The sequence below is a fragment of the Duganella sp. Root1480D1 genome (assembly GCF_001427305.1).
In the GTDB taxonomy this organism is placed as follows: Bacteria; Pseudomonadota; Gammaproteobacteria; order Burkholderiales; family Burkholderiaceae_D; genus Rugamonas.
The window spans coordinates 183,682-203,778 of record NZ_LMFZ01000047.1 but is presented as its reverse complement, the minus strand read 5'-3'; the positions used below and the strand labels follow the sequence as shown (position 1 = coordinate 203,778).

19 protein-coding genes are annotated in these 20,097 nt (G+C 64.2%); 13 read left to right on the top strand and 6 right to left on the bottom strand.

Annotated features, from left to right (window positions below; translation table 11 throughout):
• The first annotated feature begins 121 nt into the window (after positions 1–121).
• Positions 122–619, top strand: a complete 498-nt coding sequence (locus ASD58_RS25595) for a helix-turn-helix domain-containing protein (protein ID WP_057264480.1) — start codon at positions 122–124, stop codon at positions 617–619.
• Here ASD58_RS25595 and ASD58_RS25590 read toward each other — a convergent pair.
• The 3 genes from ASD58_RS25590 to ASD58_RS25580 are packed head-to-tail and all read right to left on the bottom strand — an operon-like array spanning position 612 to position 2,270.
• Positions 612–1,415 carry an anti-sigma factor gene (locus tag ASD58_RS25590; protein WP_057264478.1) on the bottom strand — a complete coding sequence of 268 codons (804 nt, stop codon included), beginning with the start codon at positions 1,413–1,415 and terminating at the stop codon, positions 612–614. The two genes, ASD58_RS25595 and ASD58_RS25590, sit on opposite strands and share 8 nt — an antisense overlap.
• Positions 1,412–1,909, bottom strand: a complete 498-nt coding sequence (locus ASD58_RS25585; protein ID WP_057264469.1) for an RNA polymerase sigma factor — start codon at positions 1,907–1,909, stop codon at positions 1,412–1,414. Before ASD58_RS25585 ends, ASD58_RS25590 begins: the two co-directional genes overlap by 4 nt.
• Before the next feature lie 4 nt (positions 1,910–1,913).
• Complete coding sequence (locus ASD58_RS25580; protein ID WP_057264467.1) at positions 1,914–2,270, bottom strand: hypothetical protein; 357 nt, start codon at positions 2,268–2,270, stop codon at positions 1,914–1,916.
• Positions 2,271–2,374: 104 nt separating this feature from the next.
• Between ASD58_RS25580 and ASD58_RS25575 the strand changes: the two genes are divergently transcribed.
• From ASD58_RS25575 to ASD58_RS25545, 7 genes are all read left to right on the top strand, one after another.
• On the top strand, positions 2,375–3,031 hold the full coding sequence (locus ASD58_RS25575) for a DUF4142 domain-containing protein (protein WP_057264465.1): 657 nt from the start codon (positions 2,375–2,377) through the stop codon (positions 3,029–3,031).
• 121 nt (positions 3,032–3,152) lie between these two features.
• Positions 3,153–5,840 (top strand): sensor domain-containing diguanylate cyclase, encoded by a 2,688-nt coding sequence (locus tag ASD58_RS25570; RefSeq protein WP_057264462.1) that lies wholly within the window; start codon positions 3,153–3,155, stop codon positions 5,838–5,840.
• The gene (locus ASD58_RS25565) at positions 5,837–6,415 is read left to right on the top strand and encodes a DNA-3-methyladenine glycosylase I (protein WP_057264460.1); all 579 of its coding nucleotides are present in this window, start codon (positions 5,837–5,839) and stop codon (positions 6,413–6,415) included. The genes ASD58_RS25570 and ASD58_RS25565 overlap by 4 nt, the downstream gene beginning before the upstream one ends.
• A complete protein-coding gene (mnmC, locus tag ASD58_RS25560; protein WP_082565682.1) occupies positions 6,408–8,144 on the top strand; it encodes an FAD-dependent 5-carboxymethylaminomethyl-2-thiouridine(34) oxidoreductase MnmC in 1,737 nt (578 codons plus the stop codon). The genes ASD58_RS25565 and mnmC overlap by 8 nt, the downstream gene beginning before the upstream one ends.
• Before the next feature lie 29 nt (positions 8,145–8,173).
• On the top strand, positions 8,174–8,875 hold the full coding sequence (locus tag ASD58_RS25555) for a sensor histidine kinase KdpD (protein WP_156401491.1): 702 nt from the start codon (positions 8,174–8,176) through the stop codon (positions 8,873–8,875).
• Positions 8,872–10,596 (top strand): response regulator, encoded by a 1,725-nt coding sequence (locus ASD58_RS25550; RefSeq protein WP_057264458.1) that lies wholly within the window; start codon positions 8,872–8,874, stop codon positions 10,594–10,596. Before ASD58_RS25555 ends, ASD58_RS25550 begins: the two co-directional genes overlap by 4 nt.
• A gap of 3 nt (positions 10,597–10,599) precedes the next feature.
• Positions 10,600–10,815, top strand: a complete 216-nt coding sequence (locus ASD58_RS25545) for a hypothetical protein (RefSeq protein ID WP_057264456.1) — start codon at positions 10,600–10,602, stop codon at positions 10,813–10,815.
• Here the strand turns inward: ASD58_RS25545 and ASD58_RS25540 are convergent.
• On the bottom strand, positions 10,812–11,465 hold the full coding sequence (locus ASD58_RS25540; RefSeq protein ID WP_057264455.1) for a PhaM family polyhydroxyalkanoate granule multifunctional regulatory protein: 654 nt from the start codon (positions 11,463–11,465) through the stop codon (positions 10,812–10,814). The two genes, ASD58_RS25545 and ASD58_RS25540, sit on opposite strands and share 4 nt — an antisense overlap.
• Positions 11,466–11,489: 24 nt before the next feature.
• Complete coding sequence (locus tag ASD58_RS25535) at positions 11,490–12,644, bottom strand: low temperature requirement protein A (RefSeq protein ID WP_057264454.1); 1,155 nt, start codon at positions 12,642–12,644, stop codon at positions 11,490–11,492.
• An 87-nt stretch (positions 12,645–12,731) separates the two neighbouring features.
• Here ASD58_RS25535 and ASD58_RS25530 point away from each other — a divergent pair, with 87 nt between their 5' ends.
• The 5 genes from ASD58_RS25530 (at position 12,732) to ASD58_RS25510 (ending at position 19,642) form a co-directional block, all read left to right on the top strand.
• The gene (locus ASD58_RS25530; RefSeq protein ID WP_057264453.1) at positions 12,732–13,835 is read left to right on the top strand and encodes a DUF3108 domain-containing protein; all 1,104 of its coding nucleotides are present in this window, start codon (positions 12,732–12,734) and stop codon (positions 13,833–13,835) included.
• Between the two features lie 10 nt (positions 13,836–13,845).
• A complete protein-coding gene (locus ASD58_RS25525) occupies positions 13,846–14,586 on the top strand; it encodes a DUF3108 domain-containing protein (protein WP_057264452.1) in 741 nt (246 codons plus the stop codon).
• 144 nt (positions 14,587–14,730) lie between these two features.
• On the top strand, positions 14,731–16,107 hold the full coding sequence (locus ASD58_RS25520) for a hypothetical protein (protein WP_057264451.1): 1,377 nt from the start codon (positions 14,731–14,733) through the stop codon (positions 16,105–16,107).
• Positions 16,100–16,819, top strand: a complete 720-nt coding sequence (locus ASD58_RS25515; RefSeq protein WP_057264449.1) for a hypothetical protein — start codon at positions 16,100–16,102, stop codon at positions 16,817–16,819. Before ASD58_RS25520 ends, ASD58_RS25515 begins: the two co-directional genes overlap by 8 nt.
• 3 nt (positions 16,820–16,822) lie before the next feature.
• Positions 16,823–19,642 carry an ATP-binding protein gene (locus tag ASD58_RS25510; protein WP_057264447.1) on the top strand — a complete coding sequence of 940 codons (2,820 nt, stop codon included), beginning with the start codon at positions 16,823–16,825 and terminating at the stop codon, positions 19,640–19,642.
• Between the two features lie 231 nt (positions 19,643–19,873).
• On the opposite strand, the gene ASD58_RS25505 is transcribed toward ASD58_RS25510, so the two are convergent.
• Positions 19,874–20,062 carry a DUF2892 domain-containing protein gene (locus tag ASD58_RS25505; RefSeq protein WP_307178289.1) on the bottom strand — a complete coding sequence of 63 codons (189 nt, stop codon included), beginning with the start codon at positions 20,060–20,062 and terminating at the stop codon, positions 19,874–19,876.
• Positions 20,063–20,097: the final 35 nt, after the last annotated feature.

Genomic DNA, 20,097 nt, shown 5'->3' with positions numbered 1-20,097 from the left:
AGAAGATAGCCACGTTCCTTGCAAGAGTGATTTTTGGTGAGTCTTTTAGGGGTGTTTTCGCGGTTCAATTGAGTCTGAAGCATTCAACTGGTTAAATTAAACCAACTGACTAGGAGGCAACATGAAACATACCGACTTTGGCCAAATGCCCTGCCCGATCGCGCGTAGCCTCGGCAAGGTAGGCGAGTGGTGGAGCATCTTGATTCTGCGCGATGCGTTCTACGGCCTGACCCGCTTCGATGAATTCGAGAAGAGCCTGAAGATCGCGCCGAACATGCTGACCCGCCGTCTGGCCGGCTTGGTCGAGGGCGGCCTGATGGAGCGCCGCCAGTACAGCACCCGTCCGCCACGCTACGAGTACATCCTGACCAAGGCTGGCCGCGACTTCAAGCCTGTGCTGCTGGCCTTCATCGCCTGGGGTAATGAGCACCTGTCGCCGGAAGGCGCCAGCTTGCTGGTGGTGAGCCGCGAAACCGGCAAGCCGGCCGACCAGGTCCTGGTCGACGCGAATAGTGGCCTGGCCATCAATGACGAGGACTATATGTTCGCGCCAGGGCCTGCTGCACCGGAAGTGATGCGTAACCGTATCACCGAAGCCGGCCGCCGCATGCCTAATTAGGCTGGAGCTGTTCGTAGACCGCGTTGGCGACCTGCGACAGCTCATTCTTCCCGACGGCAGCCGACAGCGCATAGCCGAAGCTGCCGTCGATCCAGTAGAACACTCCCAGATTGCCTTCCTGCGCGAACCGGAATCCGGTGTCGCGGTTCTGCTTTTGGCCGGAACTGACGTAGAGCGTCAGGCGCTGGCCGCTGGCGTCGGCGTACATGAATTGCGCTACCGGGCCGGTGTCGCCGGGCAGCAGGCGTCCCCCTACCAGCTCATAGCCTTGTTTCGCCAGTTGCGGCGGGCGGAGTTGCTTGCCCACGCGTTTCGACAGCCAGGCCACCAGGTGTTGCTGCTGGTCGGCGCCGACTTCCACCGGGTGTTTGACTTCGGGTGTGTAGACGGCGTGGGCGATGGCGGCCTGGCGCGGCAGGGCGGCCAGGATCTGTGCCGCGCCGCTGGGTGCCAGGCCGGCGCCGGCGCCCGTTCCCGCGCCGCGCAGCGTCCAGCCGGCTGCGCCGCCGACCATGCCGGCGCCGACCGCCAGCGCCACCATGGCGGCCATGCGGCGCCAGGCGGGGATGGTCCACGCCGGGGAGGGCGCGCCGCCGGGCCGTGGCGGATGCAGTGTTTCGGGCACGGGGGTGTCCAGGACATCGTCGAACAGCGCGTGCAGCGCGGCATTCTGCTCGCGGTAGGCTTGCAGCCGCGCGGCTTCGGCAGGGTGGTCGGCCAGGTAGCGATCGACCGCTGCCTGCCGATCCGGCGGCAGGCGGCCATCGACCCAGGCTTGCAATTCGGCTTCGTTCATTTCACAACTTTCAAGGCGGCGGCTGGCGGCTGCCCTGCCATCAGGCGCCGCAAGTTTTCGCGTGCGCGGCTCAGACGCGACATCACGGTGCCAAGCGGGATATCGAGCGCGGCCGCCACGTCTTCGTAGCGCATTTCTTCCAGCGCCACCAGCAGCAGGACTTCGCGCTGGGCTGGCGGCAGTTGCTGCAAGGCGCGCTCCAGGTCGCGCAGGTCCAGCGCTGCCGTGGAAGGGGCGGCCGGCAGGTCCGCGTCATCGAGCTCTACGGCAGGCGGCGGCAAGCGCCGCAACTGGTCAATGTGCAGGTTGTGCATGATGCCGAACAACCACGCGCGCAAGTCGCCGTCCGGCCGCCACTGGGCGATGCGCGCCCAGCCGCGTTCCACGGTGTCCTGCACCAGGTCGTCCGCGCTGGCGTTATCGCCGGTCAGCGCCCGCGCATAGCGGCGCAGGCGCGGCAGGCAGGCCAGCAATCGTTCATGCAGCTCCTGCATCCGCTCAATCCTTGACGACGTGCCAGATATCCTTGACGTTGTCGCCCGCGCGGTCGCCGGCTTTCTTGTCGCCGACGAACAGGTACAGCGGCTTGCCTTTGTAGGCCAGTTGCTTGCTGCCGTCATCGCGGGTAATGGCCGACCAGGGCGCGGCCAGTTCGCCGTTGGCGGCAACGGCAGGCCAGTTTTTCAGGCAGCCATCGGCACAGGCGCTCTTGCCGCTGCCGGCGACGTCCTTGTCGAAGGTGTAGACGGTCATGCCGGCGGCGTCGACATACACGCCATCGGCTTTTTTCAATGGTTCGGCAGCGACTGCAGCAGTGCTCAGCAGGGCAGCCAGGGTCAAGACGATGACTTTCATTTTTAAGCTCCTTGTGTGTTGGGTATTGCGTATACGTAGCGTGTGGCCAGCTTATTCCATCCTGCCTAAAATGATTTTCCGCCAATTCTGTCACGGAGGATGCGATGAACAATTTCATGCGTGTAGCTGTGTTGTCGGCCCTGCTCGGTGTGGGAAGCGCCTGGGCTGAAGGTCTCGCCAAGGCGGACCAGAAAATGCTGACCGATCTCGCTATGGCCAATATGGCGGAAATCGAGACCGCCAAGCTGGCCTTGCAAAAGACCCAGAGCGACCGGGTCAAGAGCTTCGCCCAGCAAATGGTCGATGACCATACCAAGGGCCTGGAAGAAGTGCGCAAGGTAGCCGCGACGCGCAGCGTGACGCTGCCGACCGAACTGGATGCCAAGCATAAAGCCATGGCCGCCAAGCTGGAAAAACTATCGGGCGACAAGTTCGACCGCAGCTACATGGAACAGGCCGGGGTCCAGGCCCATAAGGAAGCGCACCAGTTGGTGAGCAAGGCCGCATCGACTGCCCAGGACAGCGAACTGAAATCGCTGGCCACCCGTTTGCAGCCAACCATCCACCAGCACCTGAACAATGCCGAGCAGTTGAACGCTGCCATCAAGGGCGGCAGCTCGACGGTGGGTAGCAGCGGCACCCAGGGCAGCAGCGGCGCCGGCAACAAGCCGCAAACCGAGGCCGATAGCCACGAGCATGGCACGACCGGCGGCAACAAGCCCGATTCAAGCAGTCGCGACAACAAGCCGGAACGGCGCTGAAGATAGCGGCCGCAAGGCCGCATGCTTGTTCCTTAAGCAAGCTTAAGCTACTTGAACACCGAAAAGTGCGGCCGTGCGGTATGATTCTTCGCTGCAACACCTATTTCAAGGATATCAAGTAGTGGATTTGTTCGCGCTGGACGAAGAGCTGGCCCTGTGGGAAGCAGAATTACCGTATTCTGAGGGCGAACATCGCCTGATGCTGCTTTCCCTGCTGGCCTGGCAGCTGCGCCAGCGCGACGGTGTGCGTTCCGCGCAACTTGTCGCCGAAGCAACTCCGCTAGCCCATCTTTTGCCGGCGGCGGAAAGGCGTGTGCTGGCTGCGCGTTGGGAGCTGATCAAAGCCGAAACCAGTTGGCTCGACGGCGACCTCGACACCGCCTGCGCCATCGCCGAACGGGCCATGCTGGAATTTGCCCGCCACAACGACCGGCTGGGCGCGGCCGACACCCACAGCCTGCTGGCCTGGATCGCCGTCGACCGCGGCGATTCGGCCGGCTGCGACAATGAGCTGGCGCTGGCCATCGCCGATGCCCGCGCTTCGGGCGATGCCATGCGCATCGATATTTTCGAAAGCCTGGCGGCGCTTTTCAGCGTGTTCCGCAACGCGCCGGCGGCCAACGAGCGCTGGCGCAAGCGCTTTGCGATCGATCTCGCGGGCCGCCATCCGGTCGTCGCCGGCTGGATTTCCGACTACCTTGGCACCGCAGCTTTCCAGGCGGCGGAATTCGGCCGCGCCATCAGCCACCTGATCGCCGCCTTCGAAGCGGCTCTGATTTCCGGCCAGGTGCGGCGTGCCGTGATCCTCGCCACCAATATCGGCAACGCCTTCACCCGGCTGAATGCGCACGACGCCGCGCTGGAATGGATGCAGCGCGGACTGGAGTTGGCGCGGCCGACCGGCTGGCCGATGTGCATCGGCTTGACCCAGATGCAATCGGCGGAAACGATGCGCCACCTGGGCCAGCGGCGGGCGGCCAAGGCCTTGCTGCGCGATGCGCTGCAGATGCTGGCGCCTTTGTCCGGTTCGCGCACCTTCGTCATGGCGCTGGAATACCAGGGCGACCTGGCGCTGGACCTGGGCGACTACGCAGCTGCGCTGGCCAGCTTCCGCGAGCTGGAACAGCGTGGCCACGCGCTGGCGCAGAGCGATTTCCACAGTGGCGCGCGGCGCGGCCAGGCGCATGCACTAGCGGGACTGGGACGGATGCAGGAAGCGCAGGCCGCCGCCATGTCGGCCCTGGCGCTGGCGCGCGAACTGAACGATCCGTTCAGCCAGATCGCAGCCTTGCGCGTGCTGGCCGATATCCATGCCGGCAATGCGATGTCCGTGCTGCAGTACCTGCGTGAAGCGCTGACGATCGCCGCTACCATCGACGGCTACATCGTCCCGGGCGAATTGCTCGCTTCCGTGGCGCGCGAATATGCGGCGCTCGGCGACTTTGCGCGCGCTTACGAATTCTCGGTGCAGGCCAATGCGGCCCGCGACCGCAGCAACAGCCAGGAAGCGACCAACCGCGCAATTGCAATGCAGGTGCAGCACCAGACCGAGCGTGATCGCCAGCTCGCCGCCGCCGAAGTCCAGCGCGCGGAAGTGCTGGCGCAGACCAGCGCCACCCTAAGCCACCTGTCCGCCATCGGCCAGGAGATCACGGCGCAACTCGACGCGTTGGCCGTGTTCCGGGCGTTGGACCGTCACGTGCACGGACTGCTCGACTCGACCCACTTCTCGATTTTCCTGCTCGAGCGGGACGGCGACTTCCTGCATTGCGCCTTTGGGGTGGAAATGGGCTTGCCGCTGCCGCCGACGCGCATCGCGCTGTCTGATCCCCAATTCAATACGGCGCGTTGCGTGCGGGAACGCAATGAAATCCTGATCGAGATCGAAGACAAGTCCGACACGCCCAACCTGATTCCCGGCACACTGCCGACCCTCACCTTGCTGTTTGCGCCGCTGATGGTCGGCGAGCGCGTGTTGGGCGTGATGACGGTGCAGTCGATGCTGCCGCGTGCTTATGGCGAACGTGAACGGCTGATTTTCCGTACCTTGTGCGCTTACGGCGCCATCGCGCTGGACAATGCGGCGGCACAGGCGCAACTCCTGGAAAAGAACCTCGAACTGGAGCGCGCCTACAAGGCACTGGAAGAAGTCAGCCTGACCGACCAGTTGACCGGCCTGCGCAACCGCCGCTTCTTCCTGCAGCATGTGGAGTCGGATGTGGCGCTCAGCCTGCGCGGCTATGACGGCGGCGAGGGCGGGGCCGGCAGCGACCTGGTGTTCTACATGGTGGACCTGGACCACTTCAAGGCGGTCAACGACCGGCACGGCCATGCAGCCGGCGATTGCGTGCTGGTGCAGATGAAGGACCGCCTACGCGAAGTATTCCGCGAGTCGGACTACCTGGTGCGCTGGGGTGGCGAGGAATTCCTGGTGCTGGCGCGCGCCACTGACCGCAGCGGCGCGCACGTGGTGGCGGAACGCATCCGCCAGGCCGTGTCGTCGCGCGACTTCGTACTGCCCGATGGCACGCCGCTGGCGCGCACCTGTTCGATCGGCTTCGCCTGCTATCCTTTCCTGCCTTCGCATCCGCGCCTGATGTCCTGGTCGCAGGTGGTGGAGCTGGCGGACCTCGGGCTATACATTTCCAAGCATTCGGGCCGCGATGCCTGGACGGCGGTACATGCGACCGACGCTGCGCGGCCGGAAGAATTGTTCCCGCGCCTGGTGCACCAGCTTGCGGAATGCGTGGAGCGCGGTGAGGCGCGCATCGTGACCAGCCTTGGAGAGCGCACTATAATCTGCCCATGAGCACACATCGCTGTTCCTGGGCCAATCCAAACAATCCGCGCTATATCGCCTACCACGACCAGGAGTGGGGCGTCCCATGCCGCGACGAGCTGCGGCTGTTCGAAATGCTGAACCTCGAAGGCGCGCAGGCGGGCCTGAGCTGGGAAACCATCCTGAATAAGCGCGACAACTATCGCGCGGCGTTCGATGGCTGGGATGCGCGCAAGATCGCTGCCTACGACGAGGCCAAGGTCGAGCAATTGCTGTCCGATCCGGGCATCGTGCGCAACCGTCTCAAGGTAAATGCTGCCATTACCAATGCGCGCGCCTACCTGCGCTTGCTGGAGGAGGGAAGCAGCCTGTCCTCGCTGCTTTGGGGCTATGTGGGCGGCAAGCCGATTGTGAACCGCATCGCAGCACAAGGCGACCGGCCGGCGCGCACCGAGCTGTCCGACCGCATCTCCAAGGATCTCGCCAAGCGCGGGTTCAAATTTGTCGGTTCGACGATCGTTTACGCCTACATGCAGGGGATCGGCATGGTGAACGACCACGACCTCGCATGCTTCCGTCACCAGGAGTGCCAGTACGGTGGCTGATTCCCGCCACGTCGTCCTCGACACCGCGTTCGGCAGCGGCGACCAGCTCCTCGCGACCCTGGGACGCCGCCGCACCTCAGGCAGCTTGGCCGCCGGTGGCCACCTGCACTACCTCGCGATTGCCCCATCCGTCCCCGGCGCGACCGTGCGGGCCGCGCTGAACACCGCCGTGCCCGGCCTGGCAATGCAATGGCCGGTCGACGTCCCCGGGCTGCATCGCCTGCACCTGCCATCGGAACGCCTGACGCTTGACTTGCTGGTCGGTCCAGCCGAAGGGTGGTTGCCCGAGATCGTGGCCCGCGTCGACGAATTCATCATCGCCGAACCGCTCGACCACATCCGCGCCCTGCAACGCCTCGCGACACCCGCATCCACGCTTCGCATCCGCCAGCCCGACGAGCAAGCACTGCGCTCCCTGCGTGCCGCCGGCTTCACCATGAGCGGCGAGCCGGAAGGCGAATGGCAGCACGCCGCCTACACCAGCCGCAAGCCGCAAGCGCCCCGTCCACCTGCGCCCGAACGCCGCGCCATTGTGATCGGCGCCGGCGTTGCGGGCAGTGCGGCCTGCGAACGCCTGGCAGCCCGTGGCTGGCAGGTCGCCCTGATCGAACGCCACGACGCGCCGGCGCAGGAAGCATCGGGCAACCGCGCCGGCATCTTCATGCCGCTGCTGTCGAAAGACGACAATATCCCGACCCGCCTGACGCGCGCTGCCTACCTGTACGCCCAGCGCACCTGGCAGCACCTCGGCGGCCTCGATCCGCTTGCCCCCGGCCCCGAGGCCGAAGCTGGCGCAGGCCCAGGCCCTGGCTCAATCCGCGGCAGCCAGTGCGGCGTGCTGCAACTGGCGCGCGACGCCGAACACGCCCTGCTGCAAAAGGAAGTCGCCGACACCTGGCACTACCCCGAACAATACGTCCGCTGGCTCGACGCGCATCAGGCAAGCGCCATGCTGGGCGTCCCAACGCCCTACGGCGCCTGGCATTTCCCCGAAGGCGGCTGGGCCACCCCCGCCAGTGCCTGCCGCGCCATGCTGCAAGCCTGCGGCGACAAGCTGCACCGCATCTTCCACACCGAAGCCTTGCGCATCGAGCGTGCCGGAGAAGAGTGGCAAATATTCGATGCCCAAGGGCGGATGCTCGCCGCCGCACCAACGGTCGTGCTGGCAAACGGCGCCGGCGCCACCGCGCTCGAGCAGGCACGCCAGCTGCCGCTCTACACCATGCGCGGCCAGGTCACCCACCTGCAGGAAGGCGACTTCCCCAGCCTGAAAATGGTGGTCTGCCGCGAAGCCTATATGACGCCGCCAGTCGAGGGCATCATTTGCGTCGGCGCCACCTACGACAAATCGACCGAACGCAAGCTCTGGCAATCCAGCCAGGACGAAAACCTGCAGCGTGCGGAAGAAATCCTCGGCAGCCCGCAGGGTGCGGGCGCCCCGCTGCAAGGCCGCGTGGGCTTCCGCACCATGGCTCCTGATCGCCTGCCGCTGGTCGGCGCGCTGCCCGACAGCCGCAGCGAAGACCGCACCGAACGCCTGCGCGACCTGCCGCGCCACCCGGGCCTGCACGCCTTGCTAGGCTATGCCAGCCGAGGGCTGATCTGGGCTCCGCTCGCAGCCGAAATCCTGGCCTGTCAACTGGAAGATGAACCCCTTCCCGTTGAAGCAACACTGGCTGCCGCACTGGACCCTGGACGCTTCCTGCTCAAGCAGCGCCGCAAGCTATAATGGCCTCCTATCCAATGGCTGGAGAATCCATGGAAGACCGCGCCGGCTCGCCAGAGCTGTTCATGTTCCTCGCCTCCACGGTGCACGACATGAAGAATTCCATCAGCGTGCTGACCGGCACGCTGGAGAACCTGCTTGTGCAGGCAGGGGATTCGGCGCAAGACAATCCTGCCTACCCGCAGATGGCGCAAATGCTGTATCAATCCAAGCGCCTGAACGACCACCTGATCCAGCTACTAGCGCTCTACAAGGAAGTTGGCCGCCCGAATTACCCCTTCGACCCGAGCCCGGTGCAGGTCAGCGAACTGGTCGAGCAGCTGGTGGCCCAGCAGCGCGTCCTGCTGCAATCGAAAGGCATCCGCCTCGACACCGATTTCCCGCCAGGCCTGATCTGGACCCTCGACGAAGACCTGGTATTAGGCCTGTTGGCGCACGCAATCAACAATGCCGTGCGTTACACGCGCGACCGCATCGCCCTCGCCATCCGCGAGCATGAAGGCTTCATGGAAGTGCGGGTGGAAGATAACGGCTCGGGCTTCCCGCCGAATATGCTGGAAGCCGGCCAGGTGACAGGCCGGGGCATCGACTTCCTGACCAATAGCAGCGGCCTTGGCCTCTACTTCGCCAGCGAAGTGGCCAAGTCCCATAAGCATCGCCAGCGCCAGGGCAGCATCGCGTTGGAAAACGGCGGCGCCCTGGGCGGCGGCTGCTTCATCCTGCGGCTGCCATGAACGCGCCAGCCGTCACCACGCCAACCGCGGCGGCGCCGGAAAAAGAGCCCGGCATCAACTGGGCCGACAAGCGTTACCTGATCGTGGACGATTTTGTCGGCGTGCGCCAGTTGTTGCGCGAAGCCTTGCGCAGCCTGGGGGCGCGCCATATCGACCAGGCGTCGAGCGGTGGCGAGGCGATGGGCCTACTGACGCGCGTGCAGTACGACGTGATCCTGTGCGACTTCAACCTCGGCGAAGGCAAGAGCGGCCAGCACGTGCTGGAGGAAGCCCGCATCCGTGGCCTGCTGATGCCAAGCTGCGTGTGGCTGATGGTTTCCGCAGAAAAGAGCGTGGAGGCAGTGATGGGCGCCGCCGAACATCAGCCCGATGCCTACCTGATCAAGCCGATCACCGAAGGCGTGCTGCTGACGCGCCTGAACCGCGCGTGGCAGAAGAAGCAGGTATTCCAGGAGATCGACCAGGCCTACCTTGAAAAGGATTACCTGCGCGCGGCGAAATTGTGCGCCGAAGCGGCAGGCCGCAACAAGCTGCATGAAGTTGACCTGCTGCGCATGCGCGCCACCTTGCTGCTCAAGGCCGGCGAGACGGAGCAGGCGCGCCTGGTCTACGAAAAAGTGCTGCAGGAGCGCGATTTCAACTGGGCCCGCACCGGGGTCGGCAAGATCCGCATGGCCAATGGCGAAAACGAGGCTGCGCGCCAGATGTTCCAAGGCGTGATTGCCGAGAACCGCTTCTACCTGGATGCCTACGACCAGTTGGCCAGGTCCCTGCAGAACATGGGACGCATCGAGGAAAGCTGCGACGTGCTGGAACGCGCCGCCAGGATGTCGCCCAATTCGGTGCCGCGCCAGCGCGCGCTGGGCACGACTGCCCTCAAGCTGGGGAATATCCCGCTGGCCGAACGGGCCTTCCGCAAATGCCTGCAGATTGGCGAATACTCGATCATGAAAACGGTCGATGCCTACTTCGGCCTGGCGCGCGTGCTGGGCCAGAAGAACGACGCCAAGGAGGCCTTGCTGCTGCTGGCGGCGGCGCAGCGCGACTTCTCCGGCAGCATGGTGGAGTTGCGCTCCAAGATCACCGAAGGGCTGGTGTACCACGAGAGCGGCGACTACCGCCGCGCGCGCAAGTCTGGCGACGAACTGGAAACCATGCTGAAAGAAGACAGCGAGCGCCCCGACACCGCGACCTGCCTGGAAATGGCCACCTTGCTGTTTGCCGTCGGCGTGAAAGACGCCCCGGTGGAGCTGCTGTGCTACGTGGTGCGCAACAACGACGAGAACGCCGTCATCCATGATGAAGTGCAGCGCATCTTCGACAAGGCCCGCATGGGCGACGAAGGCGCCGCCCTGATCAGCACGGCGCGCAGGGAAGCGTCGGAAATGATGAACAAGGGCGTGCTGCTATGGAAAACCAATAAGCTGGACGACGCGGTGGAGTGGATGCGCGAAGCACGCCGCGGCCTGCCTGACAATATGCGCATCCTGTTCAACTCGGCCCAGGTCCTGATCTCCCACATGCAGGCGACGGGCTATAACGAGGCCCTGATGTCTGAAGCGAATGACGTGTTGATGCACGTTGACCGGATTGCGCCGGGCCAGCAGCGCTTTGCGCAGCTCATTGAGCAGTTGCAGAAGTTGATCCCCGGCCGGATGTCGGCGGAAGAAATCGAAGCCGAGCTGACGGCCGCCATGAAAGATGACCACGACAAGGAGTGATCCATGCGCGATATCGCCAAAGAGGTCTATAACAAAATGAAGGTAGGGGCTGCTGCCTGGATTCGCCCAGTCAGCGCGAAGGGCGACACCCTGGAATCCTTCCAGTCCGCACATGATGCGGCCAGGGCCCTGGAAGACGAAGGACTGATCAACATCATGAAGGTGCAACGCGATGAGGATGGCCTGATTGAGGCCATCCGTATCCAGAAGCTGAATTAAGGTTTGGGCGCCTTCGGGGCGCGCTTGGCTGCCGGCTTGCGGACTGCCGGTTTGGCGGCTGGCTTGCTGGCGTCATGTGCGGCGCCGTTCTTTGCTGCTGCCTGCTTGGCGACCGGGTCGGTGGCCATTGCCGTGTTGACGGCTTGCGCGAACTGTTCCTGCAGCAGGTTCCACCAGGCGGCGGGATTGGCCATTTGGTTGGCAGCTGTGCTGGCAGTGTCGTGCGCAGCAGGCTTGCCGTCAGCGGCCGGCTTTTCGCCAGGCTTGTCAGCCGGCCTGGCAGCTTCGGTGGCAGGCTTGTCGGCCGGCTTGGCGGCTGCCGCCTTGGCAAACGGATCGTTGTGCGGCGCCTGTTGCACGGCGGCAGCCAGCGATTGGCCCATCGATTTCAGCGCCGCGATGGTGCCACGCTGGACTTCCAGTGCGTGGATGCTCGAGCGCAGCATGGTGGCGTTCAGGTTGAGCCAGGACTCGACCGCTTTCAGTTCGCTGATTTTCTTGTCCAGGTCATCCACCGACAGCGTTGGCGCGGCGATGCCGGGAATGCTGATGCCTGGCACGCCCATGCTCCCCCACAGGGATTTTACGAAGTCCAGCGTATCCGTCATCACTGCAGCGCCGGGGATGTGGGGCATTTGTGGATTGCTCATATCGGGTCTCCGAGGGTAGGTTGTTTAGCGTAGCACACAGCTCTCCCAGACAGCAACGAGCAGCAGCACGGCGACGCAAGCGCCGGTGGCCAGCAGCGGGGAAAGATGCAGCGTGATCGACAATATGCCCAGCACCAGCAGCAGCGCGACGCCGAGCAGATGGGATAGCGGCGGCCAGGCGCGCGTGTGCGCCAGCCACTTGAACACGGCAGTCCCGCTCAGGAACAGCAGCGGGCCGCCGATGATGGCCGCCATCGCGGCCGTGTCGCCATGCTGGGGATGGCTCAGCACCAGTTCATCGCCGACCGCGCCGACGATGATGCCGGCCACGATAGGAATGTGCAGGTAAGTGTAATTGTTGCGGGCATGGCGGCCCGGCGTGTCGGAATGCACGATGCGGTGGTGGCCCTGTTCCAGGCCGTGGTCGAAATACAGCCACCACATCAGGATCGAGCCGACTACCGCCAGCAGGAAGGCCAGCACGGTAACCGGATCGAAGGCCAGCTCCGCAAACGTGGCGCCGGTGACCAGCAGCGATTCGCCAAGCGCGATGATGATGAACAGCGCGCAGCGTTCGGCCATATGGCTGCCGTCCACATTCCAGTCGGCCAGCGTGGAGCGGCCCAGGCCCGGCACGAAGTAGAACAGGAGCGGCCCCATCATGTCCACTGCCAGCGCTGCGAGCCACCATGGCATGCGCGATTCCGGTGCCGCCAGGCCGCCCGCCAGCCACAGCGCGCCGCTGGCGCCGAGCCACAAGGTAATGCGCATGAAGTTGCAGCGCAGTCCCGCATCATCGCCGCGGCTGGCCGCCAGCATGGCGAGTGTGCGGCCCACTTGCTGCACCAGGATGGAGGCGCCGAACAGCCAGCCCATGTCGGTGAAAGCGCGCGGGATCGAGACTGACATCAGCAGGCCCGCTGCCAGCAGCGCGAACAGGGCGGCGCGCACGGTCTTTTTCTCCGGGTCAAACCAGTTGGTGGCCCAGACCGTATAGATCCAGACCCACCAGGTTGCCATGAACAGCAGGCCGACCTGCAAGGCGCCTTCGGCATCCAGCTTTTTCAGGAGGGTGTGGGAAAGCTGGGTGACGGCAAACACAAAAACAAGATCGAAAAACAGCTCGACCATGCCGACCTTGCCGGAATCGGCCTGGCCGCGCTGGCGCAAAAGGGACATCGGGACTCCTTGTCAGAATATCCAGCAAATTATGCCATTGAGCGTGCTGTCAGCGGAATCGGGGGGCGACACGTTAAACTAGCGACCATGACGATCGTTACATTTCCCCGCCACCGCCGCCGCATCATTGCCATTTGTGCAGCCACCGTGGCCCTGCATTTCGTGACGATCAACTGGGTCAGCGGCCGCATTGGTGCGGCGGAGCGCGAACGCGATGATGAAAAAAACGTCATCAGTGCGGAATTGCGCGTGGCGCCACCGCCGCCCGACCCAGTCGTGCCGGCGCCGGTCGAAGCGCCTGCGCCACCGAAACCGAAACCGAAACCAAAGCCGCCCAAGCCCGCCGCGCCGCCGTCCGAAGAGGTGGCGCCGGCCGGTGAAGCTGCACCGCCGGCAGCAGCGCCCGCGGAGCCGGATGCCGCCGCCGATGCCGGGCAAGCGGGCGCCGCGCCCGCCACGCCTGCCATAGAATCCGCGCAAGCGCAGCCTGAGCCCGCGTCAAAAGCCGAGCCGCCAACCGACGTCAAACGCTGGCAGGTCGCACTGCCGCCATCGGCCAGGTTCGAACTGGACGTCAAGCGCAAGGATGCGGACGGCACCAACTGGAGCGGTTCGGCCAGCATCGGCTGGCAGACCGACGGCGCCAGCTACAAGGCGACGCAGGAAGTGGGCATCAGCCTGCTGATTGCGCGCGTCAACCTGCTGGAAGTGAACAGCGAAGGCACGATCAACGAATTCGGCATCGCCCCGGCGAAATTCAGCGAAAAGCGCCGCAACCGCTCGGCCACCGCCACCCACTTCAACCAGCAGGAACAGAAGATCACCTTCTCCGCCAGCGACCGCAGCGTGCCGTTGACGGCGGGGGCGCAGGACCGCGCCACGCTGCTGTTCCAGCTTGCCGGCATCGGGCGCGCCGACGTCAACCAGTTCGGCAAGCCGATGGACATCCTGGTCGGCGAAGACCGCAATGCCCAGGTCTACAGCTTCCTGCTGGTCGGCGAAGATGAACTGGAAACCAAGATGGGCAAGCTGGTGACCTGGCACCTGGCGCGCCCGCCCAAGCCCGGCAGCTACAGCGCCAAGCTCGATATCTGGCTGGCGCCAAGCCTGGACTGGTACCCGGTGCAGATCCGCAATACGGAAGGCAACGGCGCCGTCACCACCCAAACCGTCACACGCATCATCAAGTAAGGACCCAGCCATGCGCAGTACCCTGATTTCCCTGGCCCTGGCCTTCGCAGCCACCACCGCCAGCGCCGCCAAGCTCGAATACCCGGTCGCCAAGCGCGCCACCAGCCTGCCGCCATCGGCCGACCTGTCCTATTCGGTCAAAGGCAGCAATCATGGCTTCCCCCTGGCGGGCACCGGCACCATCGCCTGGCGCCAGGGCGAGGGCAGTTACTCCCTGCATACCGAAGCACGTTCCAGCCTGTTCGGCAAAGTGCTCGAGCAGCGCAGCGACGGCGCGCTGGACGGCTATGGCCTGGCGCCCGCCACCTTTTACGAGAAACGCTTCCGCAAGGACCCGACCACCACCCGTTTCGACCGCGACACGCACCGCATCGAATTCGAAGACGGCAAGATGAGTTACGCCATCCGCGGCGGCGAGCAGGATCGCAGCAGCGTGACCTTCCAGTTGGCGATCCTGGCCCGCGCCACGCCGGAAAAGTTCACACCCGGCAGCGAATGGACCTTCTTTGTCGCAGGCCGGCGCGATGGCGAGCCCTGGACGTTCCGCGTGGTCGGCACTGAAACGCTGGAAAACGCCGCCCTCGGCGAACAGAAGGTATTGCACTTCAGCCGCAAGCAAGGCGGCAGCCATGAGCAGCAGGTCGACCTGTGGCTGGCCCCCGACCTCGACTGGTACCCGGCACGCATCCTTTTGAAGGAAGAAGATGGTGATTCCTTCGAGCAAGTCCTAGAGAAAGTCAACCGAAAATAGCCACACCCGGCCTGTTATACTGGCGGACTTGAAAAAAGCGGGGAAAAATTAAATGGGGACGTACCCCATTTAATTAGCAACATTTAAATGGGGTACGTCCCCATTTATTTTTTCCGCTTTTGCAATGCGTGTTGATGGAGTGTAATGATTGACTTAATGGCAAGTGCGGCCCTGGCCGACACCAACCCGACTGAGCAAGAGCAGCAGGATGCCCTGCAGGCCCACTTCCAGCCCCACATTTCCGCCGACGAGATCGAGCAGGTCTACCACCTGAAGCGCGCCCAGCCGCTGTTGCAGGTGTTTACCGCATTGTTCCACGGCGGCTTCGAGGGGGTGCTGGTGCGCCTGCTCGTCCTGCGTGAACTTGCCAACGAAACAACTTCGTCCGCGTTTTCGCGTGCCGATATCAATACCCGCCTGGCCTACCTGCTGCCGGAAAGCCTGGAAACGGTGCTGAACCGCCTGCGCTCCAACGGCCTGCTGGCCTGGGATGCGCAGCAATCCGTCTACCGCGTGACGCCGATGGCGCGCAATGTGCTGGCCTCGATCGACAGCCTGCTGGCGCTGGCCGCTCCGGAAGACGACGATGCCGAAATGGGCTTCCTGCTGTCGCAGGTGGCCGGTGCCCAGGCCGTGGGCGGCGTCACCACCGAGCAGCTGCAGCACCTGCTGGGCCGCCTGGTCGACCTGACCGAAGAATTCCGCGACGCCATTGCGTCCGGTTCCGAATTCCGCCTGCGCGAGTCGCAGGCCAAGTGGCACCAGGCCTGCGACTGGGTCGAGAAGGGCTCCGTGATCCTGCGTGCCATCACGACAGACGAAAATGCGGACAGTGCCACGCACCGCGCCGCGCAAGCCATCGGCCGTGCCCAGTCGCAGCTGCTGAACATGCAGGGCATGTTCTCGCGCGCGCTGAACCAGATCGAGCGCCAACGCGTGCACCTGGGCCAGTCCGGCCTCTCTACTACCGATATCAAACGCTGGCTGCTGGCCCATGAGGACCTGTCTTCGCTGGCGCTGGATGCGATCGACCAACCGGTGAAACCGCTGTTCATCACGCCTGCCGAGATGATCGACGTCGCCGAGACAGAATTAATGACAGAACGTGCCAATAACAATGGGCTGAACGGCCTGCCTGCCGGCCAGGATGCGCCGACCACGATCAACGATACCCCTGCGATGCAGAAGGAACTGGATGACTGGCTGGCCCGCCTGTCCGACTTCGCGCAGCTGAACAACTTCCCGGCCGTGGCCGAAGGCTCCCCGCGCGAAGTCAAGGTGCACGAAGCGCTGCTGCCGGCGTCCTTTGCCCTGGCGTCTTACCGCGCGTCGATGCTGCCGTTGCTGGGCGACGAGGCCGAGGCTTCGATGCAAGGCACCACGGCCGACCTGGCGCGCCTGCCGGTGCGCTTCTCGCCGCAAGACGAGATGGTGCAACTGCCCGACCTGGAGATCGCTGCCATATCCCTGGCCGCGCTGACCCTCGAATTAGACAAAGAAAGTCCGAAGTCCGATGAGTGACGATACCCAAATCCTGATCGCGCGCCTGGTGGCGCACCAGACCCTGCGCCGCGACGACAAGATGGTCAAACGCGTCCTGTCGGACGAATTGTTCCGCGCCGAAGTCGATGCGCGCCTGGCCGCCTGCGGCATGAAGCTGCTGGATAACGTCTACGCCGACCACGTCACCCTGGCCCTGCACCGCAATATCGAGCCGAAGGTATTCGGCGCGCGCGACACCTGGCAGAACAATAATTTCGGCCTGGCGCGCGACGGCGTAGCCTTGCTGGTGGTGCTGTGGGCGCTGATCATCCTGCCCAAGCGCGAACGCCAGGAAACCCACCAGGCGGCGGACGACGACCAGAACGATATGTTCGGTACCGACAAGCCGGTGCCGCGCGCTGAAGACACCTCGATCGGCATCCCGTACAAGGCGCTGCTGGCCGACTTCGGCGACAAGCTTGGCAAGAAGACCCGCATGGACATGAACCTCGGCATCCTGGGCAAGCTCGGTTTCATCGAGCGCCGCGGCGAGATCATCGTCGAAGGCCCGCTGCTGGACCTGCTGATGGATACCGACCTGCTGAAAGAGCGCATCATCAACGGCGCCCTGGCCGATGTGTTCAAGCGCGCCCCGGCGCAGATCGTGCACATTCCGCGCGAAGTGCTGGCTGCAGCCAACGACGCCGCGCCGCAGCAAGCGGCCAATGAAGAAACCCCAACGGAAGAATAAGCGATGTTCCAAATCAAATCCCTTGAGCTGGTCCACTGGGACTACTGGCAGCGCATCAAGAACATTCCGCTGGATGCAAAGATCATCACCATCGCGGGCCAGAACGGCTCCGGCAAGACCACCTTGCTGGACGCGCTGCGCACCCTGTTCGGCCTCGATTGCTCGATGGGCCGCACCTACAAGCATTACGCCCGCCACAGCGGCCAGCAGACCGCCTGGCTGCGCGCCGTGGTGGACAACAAGCCGCAGGGCAAGCAGCTCTCCAACCGCCCGTTCCGCAGCAGCGGTTTCTTCGCCGAAGACGAAGTGACGCTGTTCTGCCAGGTGCAGAAAAACGGCGGCGACTGGAAGCGCCAGTACCTGATGCGCCCTGGTAACGTGGACATCGAGGAAGTCACAGAAGCCAACGACTGGCTGGGCGTAGAGAACTACCGCAAGCGCCTGGCCAATGCCGGCCTGTCGCAAGCCATGTCCAAAGTGCTGGCGCTGGAGCAGGGCGAAACCGACAAGCTGTGCGAATACGCACCGCGCCAGTTGCTGGACCTGGTGTTCCAGGTCTTCGGCGACAAGGAAGTGCTGGATGCCTACGACGAGGCCAAGCGCCACCAGCGCGACACCGAGGAAGAACTGAAGCGCTTCGAGGCCGAACTGGAAGGTTCCAGGACCAACCTGGAAGGCCTGCGCCTGCGCGTGGCCAACTACCACCAGTGGGAAACGCTGCACAAGGAACGCCGCAACCTGCAGGAAGAAGTGCTGCCATCGCTGGAATACCACGAGGCGCGCGAGAAATCCGCCAACGTCAGCCGCCAGCTGCGCGAAGCGCGCAAGCCGTTGGCGCAAGCCGACCAGCTGCTGGCCGACAAACGCAGCGAAGTGGCCAAGCAGGCCAAGGCGCTGCAGGACGCGCAGCAGCAGGAAATCCTGCTGGAGCAGGAACAGACCGCGCTGACTTCGCGCCTGAACCACATCAACGGCAAGCTGAAGCCGCTGGAATCGCTGGCGGAGCAGAAGTCCCGCCTGCAAAAACTGGCCGCCGAGTCGGGCGCCGATGTGGCCGATGCCGCAGCGGAGCTGGAAGCCAAGGAAAGCGAGTTGCTGAAACTGCGCTCGCAGCGCGACGCCGTTTCGAATCGCATCGCGCAGGACAAGGCCACCATCAATGCGTTGTCGGGCAAGACCGCGATGCCGGAACCGGACAATGTACGCGCCATGCGCCGTGCCCTGAACGATGCGGGCATCCCGCACGCGATGCTGTCGGATATCGTCGAGGTGACCGATCCGAAGTGGCAGGGCGCTGTCGAAGGCGTGCTGGGCGGCTATGCCTCCGTGGTACTGCTGGAGCGCTCGTCCGACGCGTCGTCGGCTTACCGCCTGGCGGAGAAGGAACGCTATCGCCACTTCATCGTGCCCGATTGCGTGAAGGCGCACGAGCCGAAGAACCAAAGCCTGCTGTCGGTGGTGAAATTCAGCGGCCTGGCGCCGGAATGGCTGATCGACCAGCTGTCGCGCATCACCCGCGTGGAGTCGGTGGAAGACGGCGCAAAGCTGGGCAATATCGAAGAATGGATCACGCCGGAGGCCTACCACAAGGAACGCCGCGGCGGCCGCTCGCTGTTCGTGGAAGCTTCACGCTACCGCTTCGGCTCCGCCGGCAAGACGTCGCGTATGGATGCGATCCAGAAGAACCTGCCGAACCTGGAAGCCGAGGAAGACAAATACACCCTGCAGATTTCGAAGCTGGCTTCGGAAACCTCCGCACTGAAAGCCCGCCTGGCCGGCGTGGACGCGGTGAAGGAACTGTCGGCCCGCACCGAGGAATTCGACGAAGCCGCACGCTCCGCCGTGCCGCTGCGCGCGGAGCGCCTGGAGGTGGGTTCGCGCCTGGGCGAGCTGCAAGGTTTGATGAAGAACGCCACCGTGGCCCGCACCAAGGCCGACACCGCGTGGCAAAGCGCCCGCATGTCGCTGTCCGAAGCGGAAGCCGGCATGCGCCTGAACTTCAAGCGCCAGATGGAACAGCGCTCCGACCATGCACGTGCCATGCTGGCGCTGCGCCGCCAATGGCGCCACCTGCCTGGCGCCTGGCGCCGTCCTGCGCGCCGTTTGGCGCTGGTGCAGCAGCACCAGAACGCGCACCAGGTCGACCTGCGTATCGCCAGCCTGCAATCTTCGCTGGCGCGCGACGACTGGGAACTGGATGCAACCGTGATCGACCAGTATGCGCGCCTGAACGAGCAGCTCTCGAACCGTAAATCGGAAACCGAAGAACGCCGCTACCAGAACAATCGCGCGATCGAAGCGACCGCCAACGCGCGTGGCGCCTACATCGAGCGCCTGCGCTACACGATCAAGACCTACTCGTCGAACATCAAGGAACTGGGTGCGCTGGCAAATATCGACGTGCACGTCGAGCCGGTCAAGCTGGAGAACGACGACCTGCTGCTGTCGCAAGCGGGCCTGCAGGTACGCTTCAAGTTCGATGGCAAGGGGCCGATTGGCCTGAACGACGGCGAAGCGTCGGGTGGCCAGCAGGTGATGAAGTCGCTGGTGCTGCTGATTGGCTTGCTGAAGTCGGAAGACGGTTCCGGCGGCTTCGTGTTCATCGACGAACCGTTCGCCCACCTGGACATCCGCAACATCCAGCTGGTCGGCGAATTCCTGAAGAACACCGACGCGCAGTACCTGATGACGACGCCGCTGACCCACAACACCGACGTCTACGATCCGTCCGACCTGACGCTCATCACGAGCAAGAAAAAGAAAGACACCCAGTGGGCGCAACCGATCTTCGTGCTGCAACGCCGCCAGGCCGCAGCCGCCTGATGGCGGCTGGCCTGGCGCACCGCGCAGAGCTGCGTGGACGTTGCGGCAGCTATGCGCAAGCTGGAAATGGGTCGCCCCGGAGAAGCGGCGAATGCGGTACTTGACCGGCGTCGCATGACGATCCGATGTACTTCGTCTTCGCCGGCACGGCGTTCGCCGTCTTCTTGTTCGGGGCCGCTTACTATTTCCTGCCACGCAAACAGAAACCAGCGCGCAAGACTGTACGGCGGCTTAATCGTTCGTGGTAATCCCGACGGCCCGGTACAAGGGGCAGAATTTGAGGGTGCCCGTCAGCAGCGGTACGACGCCGATCCAGCCCCACAGGCCGATCAGGCCAAACAGCGAGGCTGCGATCAACCCCAGGCCAACGGCAACGCGCAGGGCACGGTCCACCGTGCCGATATTGTCAATCATGGTCATGGCTTTCTCCTTTTGACTGGCAACCAGTATGGGAA